Source organism: Virgibacillus oceani (genome assembly GCF_041521345.1).
Taxonomy (GTDB): Bacteria; Bacillota; Bacilli; order Bacillales; family Amphibacillaceae; genus Virgibacillus_N; species Virgibacillus_N oceani_A.
The window spans coordinates 71,191-85,830 of the sequence record NZ_JBGOHB010000015.1 but is presented as its reverse complement, the minus strand read 5'-3'; the positions used below and the strand labels follow the sequence as shown (position 1 = coordinate 85,830).

The window sequence follows — 14,640 nt, the reverse complement described above, 5'->3', positions numbered from 1 at the left end:
ATTAATGCCGATTTTTAACTGGGGTTAATCCAGAAAACCAAAAATATCATCAATGGCAAAAGTAACATCAGCAAAGATGGTGGATGTGAAGGTTTCTTTTTCAATAGAATAGACATCTTCGGGTTGGTAAGAACCTTCATTCAGTATATATTTTTCAATAATTTGGTTTTGATGATCAACGATTAAGTATTCTCTTACACCAGCTTTTTCATAGTAGTTTAGTTTTAACAGGCGGTCATTACGGGCCGTACTTGGGGATAGCACTTCAACTACCAAATCAGGTGCCCCATAACAGCGTTTATTACGAAGTTTGCTTTTATCACTGACGATGGAAATATCAGGCATCACGGTTACATCATCTTTACCTTTTATTCTCATCTTTAAATGGAAAGATTACCTGAAGATTGCTGCCAAATACAAGGCAGGAAATTCCTGTAGCGTTATCAAATTTGCTAATTAATTTTGCTATCACACCCTCATGTTCATAGGAAGCCGGAGCCATAATAACAGGAGTGCCTTCATATAGTTCTGTCCTTTCTTCTTCCTTTACATAATCCAGAAATTCTTCCAGTGTATATTTCTTATTATATCAAGCTGAGACATTTAATTTACTCCTTTCATTAGGATACTATATAGAAATATAAAGTGTATTTATAAAAATAGTTTTAACAGGCTAAGTAATGAATATTATGTATAGACAAATTGGGTGTATAAAAGAACTGAAAACGCCTGTATATGGAACATATTTGTTATAGAAGTTTATTATGAAATCTCCAATTAGGATTAATCCAGAAAACCAAAAATATCATCAATGGCAAAAGTAACATTAGGAAAAATAGTGGATGTGAAGGTTTCATTTTCGATGGAATAGACGTCTTCAAGTTGATAGGTGAGATGCATTAACATTCGAAAAGAGTGTTGATAAGATAAACCGAATCGATTCATCATATTTATTATATAAATCGCTCACTATTTATCTCTTCTTTAATTAATCCATATTTTAATTCATAAAATTGCAACATCTTTTTTATGATTTTAACATAAAAAAAGTGTAGCGGCATAATTTTTTATATGCTGTGCTAAAGAATGTCACTTGCCTCAGCTTTGCTCGAACAGAGTAAATTGCCAAATAAATAATATAAATAAACTGATGATCATGCTAGTATAGGAGTATAACATCTTACAGGGAAGGTGAATAAAATGGGAGTTTGCAACATCGATCATTCGCATGAATCAGTCGTGAAGAAGTTGAAGAATCAGGAAGCATTTTTGCCGGTGGAGTTAAACAAGAAAATACATCACTTTTTGGACACCGATCTTTCCCAGGAAACGCTGAACGAGGTTTTTCACCTATTGAAAAAATATGATCTGTCTTCGGAAGAGGAAAGGGAAGATAGGAATAAAAAATTTGCAGCAATAATGGGCTAAACGTAAAACAGACTCCCGCTTAACCTGGCCGGGAGTCTTTTCGTGTGTTATTTTTCTTTCGCAGCTTTTGCCATCTGATTCCAAATAGATCCTTCCGCTTCCTTGCCGCTTTCAATTCTCGCCAGCGCCATTTTCACTTGCATACGTACTTCAAACTCCGGATCATCTAAAGCTTCCCGAAGTGCAGGGATGGCTGTCTCATCACCGACTTCATATAAAAACATAGCTGCCCGCCAGCGGACGATACGGCTTTTATCAGATAATGTTTTAATCATTTCCGGAATCGCTTCTTCAAATCCAAGATCTGATAAACAGTCCCCTGCGGTCCGTCTCACGTTAACGGCTTTATCCTTTAATGCTTTATATAAAATAGGGAGAGTCTCCGGTTCTTCAATCATTCCCAAATAGGCGGTGGCAAGCCGCCGAACAGATGCTTTTTCGTCATCAAGTGCTTTATCAAGTACAGGAAGGTCTTCTTTTTGTGGGTTCATCCGATCTAGTGCAGCATAACGATCCTTCCAGTTTGGCTGATCCAGCATTTCCAGTGTGACTTTCTTCGGCCTGCGTTCCTCAGCCTGCGATTCATTATTTAAAGCCAGTTCCACGAGTTCATTCAATCGCTCGGAATCATAGGTAGCAGATAATTCCTCCACTACTTCATTACCTATTTCATCCATTTCGCCATACCGCGGCTTTTGCTCTGCCCAAGTTCTTTCCATCAAATAATTATCAGCGGCCTCAGCTGCTTTCATCGCTGCCTCCGTAAACCTCTCAGGAAGAGCAAACCGCTTCTCGTTGTCTCCTTCTTCAAGTTTCACTTGTGTCGGGATATAGCGGATCATTTGAATGAGCACACTTACTTCGCCAAATGCATCATCGGCATCATCCGCCGCCTTTGAAAATAGGTCAGTGGATTCATCTTCAGACCCAAGAACCTTCCTTACTTCAGGTAAGATCTCTTCCCAAGAAACCCGGGGATTTCGTTCTAGTGCAATAAAGTCAATGACACGATAAAGTCCTTTGACGCCATTGATGGCAAACAATTCTTTTATATATTCAGGTGCTGCACTTAAGTCATCGTCGAGCTTATAATTTTCGGTTTGACCGTCAGCCAGTTCCTCATCCACATTAATTTTCATGGAATATGGACTTGGTGTCGGTTCCATGGATACAATTTTCAATTTCGAGCTCTCCCTTCACGCACGTTTTCTTATGAATGATGGTACCAAATTATTGAGAAATTAGCCAATGTAGCGACCTTCTTTCAGCTACATTGCAAGTGTATCGAATAGATCTCTCTGCCTGCCTTAATAACTGTTTGCTTTGCTATAATATCGATAATAGCTCATTGAAAATTATTATGATATTTCTCTTTAAGAATAGTAGGACAGTAATTTATATAAATGGTATGATAAATACAATTGAATATCTTGCCTATGGTGACTTTTTCATAAGTTTAAAAGGGAAGTTGGTGTAAATCCAACGCGGTCCCGCCACTGTTATGAGGAGAGCTTTTTGTAACCACTGTTTCTTTATGGAAATGGGAAGGGAAGAAGCTTGATGAATCTTAGCCAGGATACCTGCCATCAGGAAGGACATTTTAATCCTACGGGAGATAGGAGGGTGTTGCGTTTTATTGATTTCATATATTTGGAATTAATGTGATTGTGTTTGGCATCTTCTCATGTAGAGGGTGTTGTTTATTTTTCAAGGAGGTTATATCTGTGGAAAAAGTAACAATCCAAAGTTCAAAAACGATTCAAACTAGATTGGTGCTACCACCGGATACGAATCATTTGGACACGATATTTGGCGGGAAAGTACTTTCATATATTGATGAAATTGCAGCTCTGACAGCAATGAAGCATGCAAAGAGTGCAGTTGTTACAGCTTCGATCGATTCGGTGGACTTTCTTTCATCTGCAAAAGTAGGTGATTCATTAACATTGGAAGCATTTGTAACATATACAGGTACTAGTTCAATGGAGGTGTATGTAAAAGTTATCGCGCATGATCTGATTAAAAATGAAGAAAAACTGACGACAGAGTCTTTCCTGACAATGGTTGCTGTTAATGAAGAAGGTAAGCCGGTTCCTGTTCCAAAAGTGTATCCTGAAATGGAAGAGGAAATTAAATTGCATGAGACGGCCCCTTCCAGGAAGAGAAACAGGGAGAGAAGGGCGGCAGTAAAATAAAGAGATGTATCAGCATACTTTCTGCTGATACTTCTATTTTTCAGCAATCAAGAAAGTTATTTGCTTCCAATAACCTTCTTTAACAGCTCCCTGAATTTAGTTTTGTCTTCGTCGGTAAATGGTTTCGGGCCTTTAGTTCGTTTGCCGCTTTTTCTGGCCATAGCACTCAAATAGCGAGTCTGCAGCAGCTGATCGATATTATCATTTGTGTAAACAAACCCTTTATGGTGTAGAACGGTACAGCCTTTAGCCAAGCCGAGGGAGGCAAGACCGTAATCTTGCGTTATAATAATGTCTCCTTTTTCTGCCATTTTCATAATCCTGTAATCTGCAGCATCAGCTCCTGTATCAACATAAATGGTTTCTACACCGGCGGGCTGTTCTTCAGGGGAATAATGAGAAAAACTGGTGACGAGCAAAACTGGAATTTCTGCTGTTGCAGCTTCTTCAATGACAATATTTTTAACCGGGCTGGCATCTGCATCGACGTATATTTTCATGGATTTCAGCTCTTTTCTATAAAATATCTCACTAATTAACATCTTAACGATTGCAGCTTATTTCTACAAGAGTCAAGCCCGAGGGTTTTATCTCATGCATTCAAACTGTTAATATGTGTTAAAGGGTGATGACAATGAATAAGAAAATATGGATTAATAATTATCCAATTGAGGCAAGGAATTTTAAAAGAGAAGCTACTGATGGAAAGAAGGTAAGTTTTGAGTTTACGGTAACGCATGAGGATTATCATGATGTGACTACACTGCTTTACGAAAATGATTTTATTGTTAACGTCCCGGATGATGGTCTTGAATTCCGTGCCATAATCTCCAACTACGCTACATCGGTTACTAATCTGTATAAAGAAGAAGAAGAGGGAGTGTTTAGACTGAAGTTAGTCGAAAAATAAAACATCAGGGCAGTCCTTCTGTTATAAATCATCATGTAACAGAAGAACCGCCTTCATGTTTATTTCTTTCCGCAATTAACACTAAAATAATGGCGCTGATACCGCCTGTGAGTTTCCCAATGATCATCGCGATGGCCATTTCTTTGTTTAGCCCCGCTACTATGCCAAAGTGACTGCCGAAAACGAAGGCACCGCTAATGGTAAATGCAACATTGATGATTTTTCATTTGGATCCATATCCTTCAATATCGTCAGCATAGGGATAATATGTGCCAATGAGACGACAATCCCTGCTGTGGATGAATCATTAACAGCAATTTTCGTCCCCATTTTCTCCAATGGCTTCTTAAACACCTTTTGGATGAATAAAACCATGGGAAATGTTTCGACGAGAAAAATAACAATGGAGCCGAGTAATTGACTTTTACATTGGTCTTCATAAGACAATCTGTATTTCTTCTTCCACCAGAGCCCATGCCGGGTATAATGACCAACCCCGTTAATGTTTCAATAATAATGGCAATAAGGCCGACCACTACGACTATTTCTATTAATATGCCAAAGACAGAAAAGCCGCGTATCATTTTCACCGGGATTTTCATAAGCCCCAGGAAATAAGCAATAAAAAAATGAGAGAAGTAAGTTTCTTAACACATCATTGAAATCTCCATTCCAGCTGCCAGTCCACCAGCCAAAGCTCCAATTGGAATAGTGATCAAGCCCAGCAATACACCTTTGGCTTAATAATCCCAAGGGATACAGGAATAGTGAAGACGATGGCAGGTCCCACCGTCGTTCCTAAAAATACCCAAGAAAATAGGGTAGCTTCCGGATTTTCACCCCATTTCCTATGCAAGTGCATATCCGACCATATCAATGGCGAGAGAGTCGTATTGGCAAACGTAGCAGAATCTGCTCCTATTAAATGGTATACAGGGGAAATAACCGGAGTTAAAACACCTGCAATGACCCCGATATTTTTATTGTATCGATACTTCCTGGAACCATTGATGGATGAGGATACCAAACTGATTTCTAATTACTTTGGAAAGAAAGCAAAGATAAAACCGGGAATTATCGTTGGCTTACATAGATTCGGTTCGAAAGTAAATTTTAATCCGCATGCACATATGTTGGTCACCATGGGAGGGGTAACGAAAAAGGGAAGTGGAAAGAATATGATTTCATTCCTTTTCAAATACTTCGGAAGCAAAGGCAGACCCTTGTTTTAAAGTTAATCAGAAATAACCTGACAAAGGAAGATTACAAAAGGCTTTCTCCGAAAATGGGGAAGGTGTATGCGCCAAAACAAAAAGGGAAAATAAAGAACCAATTAAACTGCATTGGCCGTTATATCGTCGACCAGCGTTTGGAACCATCATATGATGGACAATATGTCACATTCAAGTATATCGATAAAAAAGATACTTTCAATCAGTTTTAATAAGTAGTATCCATTAAAGAAAAATCTCAGTTATTTTGTTTCTTACCTAATACATTGCAAGGTTAAAGTTAACATTAATATTTATCAATAATTCGAAAATGGCATGATTATTGCATTATAAATTTATGAAAATTCACTCAAGAAGATGGCGAATTGAAATTTAACCGATTACTAATAACGGTAGATGTCCATGTTACTGGAGCATCCTTAAGAATTATAACAGGGGGTTCCCGGAAAAAATGAGAAACACAACTAAGAAGCGATAAGCATACTGCATGGAAATTAGAACCATTGGCAAGTTGTTGATGCATGAGCCAAGGGGACATCAAGGAATGTCTAGGTGTATTATTACTCCACCAGCAACAAAGGGGGCAGATTTTGGAGTGCTTTTTATGCATAAAAAGGTTAGAGTACGATGTGTGGTCATGAATTATTGGTCTCATTAAGATGGGGGATGAAACAGGAAATTTAGAAGAGAAGGATAATCATTTCAAATTTATCGTTTATATTCCAGCGGGATTATTAGTTGCATATGCAATATGGGATTAAAATGAAGTAGTCAAAGCTTCCTTTGTGTATAAAAAAGATTACCCTGTCAAAATTAGTGAACAAGCATTTAATGTAGATCTTGCATTTGGTGGGGGTTTCTATGCAAGAAGGCAGAGTAAATAATGAAGAGATTACTATTTTAAAATCTGTTGAGCTTGCTGTGGTGGATATTGTGGTTGTTCAGTATGTTTAGGAGATGGCATTGAGGGATGGTGGGGGAAGGAAGGTAAGTAGAATGTAAAAAAATATACACATTTACTATGAATGTATATTATTTTTGATTGTATGTAGTCTATTCCATAGGTGTAAAGGAAATACCTAATTTTCTTACCTTTAAACGAACATCTATCTTGCAATAAGAAATTAATTTAAATTTTTAGCAATAAAAAGAGATTACAATGAGTTTAAAAAATACCTTAAATTATTGTTTTGGTTCCTATAATACTTATGATTATGGAATATCATGTAGGAAGACAAACGCAATTCATAGATTATAGGCGATGATTCAAATGAAGTTGTGAATGGCGTTGATACCGAATATGTAAGTACTGACGGTACTCTCCATATGGCAGTATCACAGAGGGCATTTCCAACATTATAAGCAAATGGAAATAAGAAGATTTATCACAAATTATTTTTTGAAAGTGGAAGAATCGAGGATGTTTTACTGATTACTTAAGAAGGTTGTAAAATACTGACTTATCTACAAAAAAACTAATCATTGATTAAAATAATCATATAGAGATCTTTAAGGTTGAATCCTGAGCAAACCAAGGCAGTCCTCAACAAATTCCCCCTTAGGGACACGAATCTTATTGAAATTCTAGCATCTGTATCTTTAGACTCAATCCTAGCTGTTCTCAAAATACAGATAGTTAAGAGTATTAAATTTATTTGAAAATATACAGTTTAATATTGATCTAGTACTTACTGTGAGCTAAGTTATGTTTAATATTCATATAAATGAATATTTTACAAATAATATATACGATGAAAGGAGGATAGATTTATAAGTGAAATAGTCAAAGATCTTCATCCGGGTGGTTGGTTACTAGCATGTCAACAAAAGGCAGCAAAAGAAGTTGTTATTGAAACTATTTTCGGGGATTTAACAGAAGTGAAGATTCAGGAAGTTTAGGAGAATATGAACAAGGAGAAGACTTTTCAGAATTAGCAAGGGAATATTCAGAGGTTACGGTAACTCTAGAGGATGGCGTTATTTAGGATATTTCTCTCTTGGAACGATGGTAATATTGTTTGAATATGTTGCATTTTTTATGGTGAATGGAGAAATAAGCGATCCAGCATGAACAAATGACGGTTATCAATTATAAAGGTTAATGATATCTGCCGTAAAGACCAAGATATTGGCGCATTTGACGAAGTGAAAGAGGAATTACGTGATGAGGTTCTAACGGTTACAATCAATATGGTTCAAATATTAATAAAAATAGAGGAGATGATCAAAGAGTCAATAGTTGAAATTACAGAGAATGCACATGGAAACATATTCTATAAAATTATGATTTTATCAGTTATGAGGTCAATACAAACAACCCTAGCACAATTTGGAGTGATCAAGAGGTCGTTCATGCCACTCAAATCAGTATATATTATATGTGTTGGGTATTGTTAAAACTTATAATACGAGGAGTGAATATATTGAAAAAAACATTTCTACTATTTCTGATGATGCTACTGCTGTTTTCCTTCAAGAATTTTGTGATCACGGCTCTTGAAGAGGATGATTTGGGTAACGCTACTTCCAGCTCTATCGCTGGAAATCTCGCTGACGTATTTTTGATCACAGGTAGTGAAATTGAAATTGAATTTGATAAAGAAATCTTAAACGATGCTGATGCGCAAGATACTTTTACTATAGAAGTTGACGGTACACCAGTAGAGTGGGAATTCCTCTCCTATTTCAAATTTGGCTCCTATGGGGATAGGGGCGGGGTTGTTAATGTTCGCTTGGAAGAGCCATTGGACGTGGGCGAACCACGAATTCAAAGACGTGCTGTGACGATCTTTGATAATACACAAAATGAAAAAGGAGAAACCGCTGCCGAAAGAGTAACGATTGAAACGAATAACGCGACGAAAATTGCCAATTTTAAGCCTTTTTATGAGGAAGTTCAGTTGGGACACATGTCTCAAATTGAGGCTTGGGGTGCCACTGGATCAGGTAATAGCTCTTCAAACGATTTCACAGGTGAAATCGGTAAACCTATATACAATACTGATTATGTAACAAAACAGCTGGGCGAGGGTGTTAACGGCATGGTTGGTAGAGCAGAATATTTAAATATACCTGCTGTCGATGCGGGTCTAGAGGCTCATGTAGTAGGTGCGGACCAATCCGTTTATGAGGTTCCCGCATACCGCGAGTTGTACAAGCATGGTATTACAGATGATACTTACACCCGTACAGGTATTAAAGGTAGCGTGGATAATGCAATTATCGTCACTACTGCTGACGAGATTATGCGTCATGATAGCGTTGCCAAAGCTGACGACGGCATTAATCCAGCTCGCCCTAGAAGTGACTATTTCGATTTTGCTGAGGATTTCCTAAGCCTATACTATCAATTTGGCGTAGTAGAGGGCAGTAAGCTATTCCCTAACGGCCAATTTGATGACTGGGATGAATACCGTTATGATGTACATCTACAAAGAGCCTACGACAAGGCTATGGAGGAAGGAAAATGGGCAGGCACTGTTATGGCAGAAAGTGTAGAAAACTATTACCTATATGGTGCGATGATACACTTCGAATTGATACCCGAATCTGCCGATGGTTCATGGGAATATGACAGATTCCCTGTAAATACCCGTGAGGAATTGCATGATTACGACAATGATTTATACCGCGCGTTAAGTGGTGTACACGGCAGATATCACTATTTCACTGGAACTCCTGAACAGACTGGAACTTTTACCGATGATTCAATGAAGAATAGACACCCTTGGTTCTGGCGTAGTCAGGTTGATAATTATACCACTAACAGTAATGGCGAGTCTGTGGAACGTGAAGCTTTAAAGATAGAGCATATCCGTATTATTTCCGACAGACAAATAGAAGTAAAGTTTAACCGTGAAATAAGCACTATAGAGCCAGCGGCAACTGCAGACAATTGGAGAGTCTATAAAGATGGCGAACAAATTAATGGTGTTACCATGATTGGTGGTTACGCATGGCGTACTGTTACCTTGCAAGTACCGACCGCTATCAGTTTGGATAATGGTAAACCTTATGGTAGAGCCTTTTCTGGATTTACCCAAGAAGACATTGATGAGCGAAAAATTGATGCTGGTGGTTGGATAGCTAATGATCAGCAGCCAAGTCAGAATGCTCTTGACTATGGTGAGTTCATCAGCCTTGAAGATGCTATCAAAGATTGGGGTGCAGGTCCTAGTGGCTTAATTGAGGTGGAATACGTAGGTGGCACGGACGTGAAAGACTGGGACGACAATGTGTTGGAGAAAAATGTTAAGCAAGAGGCGGAATTCCTGCCATATATCGGAAATGCATACCGCAGCCCACTTACAGGCTTTTATGTTTACTCTGATACTGTTGTTGAACTGGATACGATAGAAGCAGGTGCTCATATGTATGACACCAAATTGTCCAATAACCAGACTAAGACTTATCCAATGAGTGCTGGAGGAGAGGATTTTCCCGAAGATCCTTCAGCTGTTGTAGCACATCCCCTTCATAATAATTCTGATAGGAATTATGTTAGCAGAATACCAGAAAACTTTGGTGCAAGCCCTGTTGAATATGACAGAGTCGGTCAAAGGATTGCAGATGGTTCAATACGAGCTAACGGGGGAATGCAAATTATCGGAGGATCTAATTTTGGTCATCATGCAGCAATGCAACCTACGCATAGAAACCAAATTAACAGTGGTTTCCATGTCTGGCTTTATGTTGAAGGCTGGGGAGGTTCCACATTCCAAGCTGACGAAGTTCTTATACTGAAAGACACCCAACTGTCAAGGTATAAAAATGAAAATCTCGTTTTCCATGAAGGTGGACATGGTGTTGACAGTTATACAAATGCTGGAAGCTACGCTGAAGATGTAAGACATGACACTACAGCTGCCTGGGTAACTGCAGTTGCCCCTGAAAATGGCAGAAGATGGTGGAACCAATATGATACTGAGGGAGCTTACTTGCGTCACAGGGGCGAGCATGTTTCCACTGGATCTACATTCTGGCACGGAGCGATGCGTGAGTCGTTCCTGGGCATCAATGACGGTACATGGACGCCTATTAACACTCGTGAGGAATTACTCCGTTACGACCCATACTCCTTTGAAGCATTTAAAAGAGTATTCTTCAACGGTGAGCTTGGGCTTTGGTATCATGACGAACAAGGTAATCCGCGAGTAGGCGATCCAGAATACAGAGTAATGCCCGAAGATTGGGAGCTTCTGAGAGATCAAAATCAGGAATTTAGCCATTGGACAAGTGTGGACGACTTAATTTCCTGGGGTGCAACTATTCCTGAAATCGCACGGGATAACCCATACACTGGGGAACACAACCCTCTTGTAAACTGGATATCTTGGAATACTCCAAACGTATGGGATATTGGATTGATAGAAGACCCAGCTGTTCCTACTAACAGATTCGATTTCATAGGTCGTGATGCTTATCACCCTGCGGATCCTTCACCTACACAGAGCCAAATACATCCATTCTTTAGAGTGGGAGGCGTGAAGAAGCCTGAAAGGTCAGATGAAATTGAAACATTAGTAAAACCAGTGGCAGGTGAGATTGTAAATGGTTCCATTACCATGCCACGGCCTGTTTTAGTACAGTTCGAATTGGAAAATTACGATGGTGTAATAACCAGCAACAACGCACAGACCAGCTTCGAATTGAAGATAGACGGACAACCGACACATTTCTACTTCTACAGCTTGGATGAAGATAACGGGGTTGCTACAGTGACATTGCGATTGGAATGGCCGGTAGAAGATGGTGCGGAAATTAGCGTTGAACCGGGATGGAGTACAAGTATTGCAGATATGCAAAATCTGGTTGAAAAGTTCACAGCATCAGGTGCAATTGCAAACGAAGCAACCGCACGCTCCTTAAGTATGCATTTGACAGCAGTAGGGATTTACGCCGATACTGGTCAGCTTGATAAAGCAGTCCAACATATGTCGAGCCTGCATCTAATGCTTGATGTGTTTGAAGGAAATAATATGATTACAGAGAATGCAGCAGATACACTAAGGGAACATGCGGATTATTTGGTCAATAAGTGGAATTAGACTTCTTAATTAAAACAGCCGGCACTTGTGAAGAGTGCCGGTTGTTTTATAGGAGACACAACTACAGACATAGTATATTACATTTTGAGATAACGAGTATAAGTATACCCCTCCAGTCTTATATGATCAGAAACTCTTAATTTTTTTCTGTTGTTAAGATAACTCTCTTATTTTTATATGCATCTACTATTACTATATAATTCCCTTCCATTAAAAACAGGTAACTTAAAGCGATTTTCAAAGAATGTATGTAATGGCATACTTTCAACGTCATGACTGGAGTTGGATGGTATATTACCTATTGTAATCGTGATTCCGAGTTCTTTCCATTCCTGACGCAGATATTCCAGAAAGTTACCACCTTTTTCAGGAAGTCCAGAAAAAATACTGAAAAATTCACTTTTTCAAGAGCGAGGTATCACTCTACTTTCGTGAAATCCTTTCAACACTAGATACCAATCAACAAAAGTGACGACATATTTTTTGCAAGAGTCAAGCTAGTAACTATAAAAAGAGAAAAACGCATAAAGTGGAGACGATGTATTATGCCTCCACTTTATGCGTTTACCGTTCATTACTTATAAGATCTGTAGTTCTCTAGAAAATGAAGTTAATACCTCAGCTTCACCATCCTCATTAATGTAAACCTCATCTTCAATGCGAACCCCACCATAATCAGGTATGTATATACCAGGCTCAATTGTAAAAAACAAACCTTTTTCGGCTATTTTATCATTTTTTTCATGGATGGATGGCTCCTCATGCACTTCGACACCAATTCCGTGTCCGACACGGTTGTTAAAATAATCCCCATAGCCATTTCGTTTGATAACATTTCTTGCTTCAATATCAAATGTCTTGAGAGGGACCCCTGCTTTTACTGCACTTAAACCAGCCTGATTAGATTGAAGCACAATGTTGTAGATTTCCTTCTGTTTGTCTGTTGCTTCTCCAATAATAAATGTCCTTGTAATATCTGAACAATAACCATCTTTCGTTAAAACGCCAAAGTCAATTAACAAGAAGTCGCTTTTTTTTAATGCTCGATCTCCAGGTGTTCCATGTGGTAATGCTGCCTTTTCACCAGCTAAAACAATGGTCGAAAAAGATGGACCAACTGCACCAAACTTCTTCATTAAATACTCTAGTTCTGCAGCTAATTCTGCTTCCGTCATACCTATATGAACTTTTTTAATACCCTCAGCCAGTACTTTTTCTATAATATCTACAGCTACTTGTAGATGGATAACTTCATTTCTAGATTTATTAAGACGTAACTTGTTGATATAAGGCTGAATGTCGTCATAAGATGCCTCAGGAAAGGTAGCTTGTAATTGATTATGGCGTAACATGCTAACAACATTCATCTCTAAACCAATATTTCTTTTTACAACTTTTCCAAGCTCACTTTTAAGTTTGGAAAAAGGGCTTTCCTCGTCAGAAATTGGAATAATATTTTTTACAAATGACTCCGTAGCAGCTATTTCTTTGTCCAATGCAGGAACAAACAAAGTAAATTCCTTGTTCCAGTTATCAACAATTAAAGCCATGAAACGTTCATGTGGATCAGAATGAAATCCTGTAAAGTAGAATACATTTGCTGGTGAAGTAACAATGGCTAAGTCTAATTCTTTTTGGTTCAAGTTCTCGAGTAATGCATTTAATCTGACTTGATAATCAATTGTCATCGAATAAACCTCCATTTAGTTATCTGATATATAGTCCTTATGCAATAAATGTGCCGTATAAAAAGTAGGCAAAATAATTGGCACAAAAGCTGCAATTTATTAACAAATAAATCATGGAGGGGGAGCAAAGAACTTTAATAAACTAGTTTCCAAAGTTGATTTACATGTAGCTGGAGAGCCGTTAAGAATCATAACAGGCGGACTTCCAGAAATAAAAAGGTATATACAAACAGAGAGAAGAGATTATTGTATGGGAATTTGGATCATATCCGCAAAATTTTGATGCACGAACCAAGAGGCCATCATGGTATGTATGGATGCATTATAACCCAACCGGCTATAAAAGAAGCAGATTTCAGGGTACTTTTTATGCATAACGAAGGCTGGAGCGCAATATGTGGTCATGGCATTATTGCTGTTATTACGATGGGAATCGAAACAGGGAAATTTGAAGTGAAAGATAATGAGCGGAGGTTTATTATTGATAGTCCACAGGGGGAGTAATTGCATATGCAAAATGTAGGAACTAGAAAGTAGTCGAGGTAGCTTTTGAGAATGTACCCTCTTTTGTGTATAAGCAAGACTTTCCTGTGAAAATTGAAATTGATGATAGGGAATTCACTGTAGACATTGCATTTGGCGGTGCGTTTTATGTCATTCTTGATAGTAAAATGTTGAATTTAGAAGTAAATCGCGAATGTTTAGCCGATTTACGGGGGGATAGGAAAATAAAAAATTATATAGAAGTAATTATAAATGTTCAACCCCCTCTTCAGGCTGATTTAAAAAGCTATTTAAATTTATGCCTTCTGTTTCAGGTAAACTGGTGTCAATCTATTTGTACAGTGAGGGGAATTGATAAAGTAATCCCTTATAACCGGAATCAAGATAAAGCAGAGGATTTTGCTATTTATTTTGAAGAAAATCTTGGAATAGCAGCAGAAGTTGTGGTAAACGCAAATAAAGTAGTAGAACAATCAGACATTCTTGAGACAGCCACAAATGCTTGAGAACCTGTTTATTCTACTAATTTATAGAAGGTATTGCATCACAACGCTGTTGGTTCATTTAGACAAACATACAAGAGGTTCCTTCTGGTTCAATTATAAATGCAGATAAGGTCATTGCTGAATCAAAAGA

Annotated in this window: 10 protein-coding genes, 4 pseudogenes and 1 riboswitch; of the genes and pseudogenes, 7 read left to right on the top strand and 7 right to left on the bottom strand. The window is 38.2% G+C overall.

Annotation, left to right across the window (positions count from 1 at the left end):
* Positions 1-24: 24 nt before the first annotated feature.
* Both ACDX78_RS12550 and ACDX78_RS12545 read right to left on the bottom strand, forming a co-directional pair.
* Entirely contained in the window at positions 25-345 is a 321-nt protein-coding gene (locus ACDX78_RS12550; protein WP_486028393.1) for a Uma2 family endonuclease, read from the bottom strand.
* 16 nt (positions 346-361) lie between these two features.
* The gene (locus ACDX78_RS12545; RefSeq protein WP_486028391.1) at positions 362-559 is read right to left on the bottom strand and encodes a hypothetical protein; all 198 of its coding nucleotides are present in this window, start codon (positions 557-559) and stop codon (positions 362-364) included.
* 641 nt (positions 560-1,200) lie between these two features.
* Between ACDX78_RS12545 and ACDX78_RS12540 the strand changes: the two genes are divergently transcribed.
* Positions 1,201-1,428 (top strand): hypothetical protein, encoded by a 228-nt coding sequence (locus ACDX78_RS12540; protein WP_486028344.1) that lies wholly within the window; start codon positions 1,201-1,203, stop codon positions 1,426-1,428.
* A 47-nt stretch (positions 1,429-1,475) separates the two neighbouring features.
* Here the strand turns inward: ACDX78_RS12540 and ACDX78_RS12535 are convergent, their stop codons facing one another.
* Entirely contained in the window at positions 1,476-2,609 is a 1,134-nt protein-coding gene (locus ACDX78_RS12535; protein WP_486028343.1) for a conserved virulence factor C family protein, read from the bottom strand.
* Positions 2,610-2,848: 239 nt separating this feature from the next.
* A riboswitch (cobalamin riboswitch) is annotated at positions 2,849-3,030 on the top strand.
* A gap of 122 nt (positions 3,031-3,152) precedes the next feature.
* Between ACDX78_RS12535 and ACDX78_RS12530 the strand changes: the two genes are divergently transcribed.
* A complete protein-coding gene (locus ACDX78_RS12530; protein ID WP_486028342.1) occupies positions 3,153-3,623 on the top strand; it encodes an acyl-CoA thioesterase in 471 nt (156 codons plus the stop codon).
* A 56-nt stretch (positions 3,624-3,679) separates the two neighbouring features.
* On the opposite strand, the gene ACDX78_RS12525 is transcribed toward ACDX78_RS12530, so the two are convergent.
* The gene (locus tag ACDX78_RS12525) at positions 3,680-4,123 is read right to left on the bottom strand and encodes a YaiI/YqxD family protein (RefSeq protein WP_486028340.1); all 444 of its coding nucleotides are present in this window, start codon (positions 4,121-4,123) and stop codon (positions 3,680-3,682) included.
* Positions 4,124-4,257: 134 nt separating this feature from the next.
* Between ACDX78_RS12525 and ACDX78_RS12520 the strand changes: the two genes are divergently transcribed.
* A complete protein-coding gene (locus tag ACDX78_RS12520; RefSeq protein ID WP_486028338.1) occupies positions 4,258-4,533 on the top strand; it encodes a DUF3219 family protein in 276 nt (91 codons plus the stop codon).
* A 31-nt stretch (positions 4,534-4,564) separates the two neighbouring features.
* On the opposite strand, the pseudogene eutH (ACDX78_RS12515) reads toward ACDX78_RS12520, so the two are convergent.
* Together eutH (ACDX78_RS12515) and eutH (ACDX78_RS12510) are read right to left on the bottom strand one after the other, a co-directional pair.
* Positions 4,565-4,896: pseudogene (gene eutH / locus ACDX78_RS12515) on the bottom strand (ethanolamine utilization protein EutH).
* A pseudogene (gene eutH, locus ACDX78_RS12510) lies at positions 4,785-5,560 on the bottom strand (ethanolamine utilization protein EutH). Before eutH (ACDX78_RS12510) ends, eutH (ACDX78_RS12515) begins: the two co-directional pseudogenes overlap by 112 nt.
* Between eutH (ACDX78_RS12510) and ACDX78_RS12505 the strand changes: the two are divergent.
* The 3 genes and pseudogenes from ACDX78_RS12505 to ACDX78_RS12495 form a co-directional block, all read left to right on the top strand.
* Positions 5,508-5,959 (top strand): annotated as a pseudogene (locus ACDX78_RS12505) (transposase); the annotation flags it as partial. The pseudogenes eutH (ACDX78_RS12510) and ACDX78_RS12505 sit on opposite strands and share 53 nt — an antisense overlap.
* Before the next feature lie 293 nt (positions 5,960-6,252).
* A complete protein-coding gene (locus ACDX78_RS12500) occupies positions 6,253-6,423 on the top strand; it encodes a proline racemase family protein (RefSeq protein WP_486028336.1) in 171 nt (56 codons plus the stop codon).
* Between the two features lie 2,092 nt (positions 6,424-8,515).
* Positions 8,516-11,812, top strand: a complete 3,297-nt coding sequence (locus ACDX78_RS12495) for an FIMAH domain-containing protein (protein ID WP_486028334.1) — start codon at positions 8,516-8,518, stop codon at positions 11,810-11,812.
* A gap of 578 nt (positions 11,813-12,390) precedes the next feature.
* Here ACDX78_RS12495 and ACDX78_RS12490 read toward each other — a convergent pair.
* Complete coding sequence (locus tag ACDX78_RS12490; protein ID WP_486028332.1) at positions 12,391-13,500, bottom strand: M24 family metallopeptidase; 1,110 nt, start codon at positions 13,498-13,500, stop codon at positions 12,391-12,393.
* Positions 13,501-13,606: 106 nt separating this feature from the next.
* On the opposite strand from ACDX78_RS12490, the pseudogene ACDX78_RS12485 reads away from it, so the two are divergent.
* Positions 13,607-14,288, top strand: a pseudogene (locus ACDX78_RS12485) (proline racemase family protein); the annotation flags it as partial.
* Positions 14,289-14,640 lie beyond the last annotated feature (352 nt).

Coding starts and splice junctions, on each gene's coding strand:
- ACDX78_RS12550 (WP_486028393.1), bottom strand. CDS start 345: ATGCCTGATATTTCCATCGTCAGTGATAAAAGCAAACTTCGTAATAAA.
- ACDX78_RS12540 (WP_486028344.1), top strand. CDS start 1,201: ATGGGAGTTTGCAACATCGATCATTCGCATGAATCAGTCGTGAAGAAG.
- ACDX78_RS12525 (WP_486028340.1), bottom strand. CDS start 4,123: ATGAAAATATACGTCGATGCAGATGCCAGCCCGGTTAAAAATATTGTC.
- ACDX78_RS12520 (WP_486028338.1), top strand. CDS start 4,258: ATGAATAAGAAAATATGGATTAATAATTATCCAATTGAGGCAAGGAAT.
- ACDX78_RS12500 (WP_486028336.1), top strand. CDS start 6,253: ATGGAAATTAGAACCATTGGCAAGTTGTTGATGCATGAGCCAAGGGGA.
- ACDX78_RS12490 (WP_486028332.1), bottom strand. CDS start 13,500: ATGACAATTGATTATCAAGTCAGATTAAATGCATTACTCGAGAACTTG.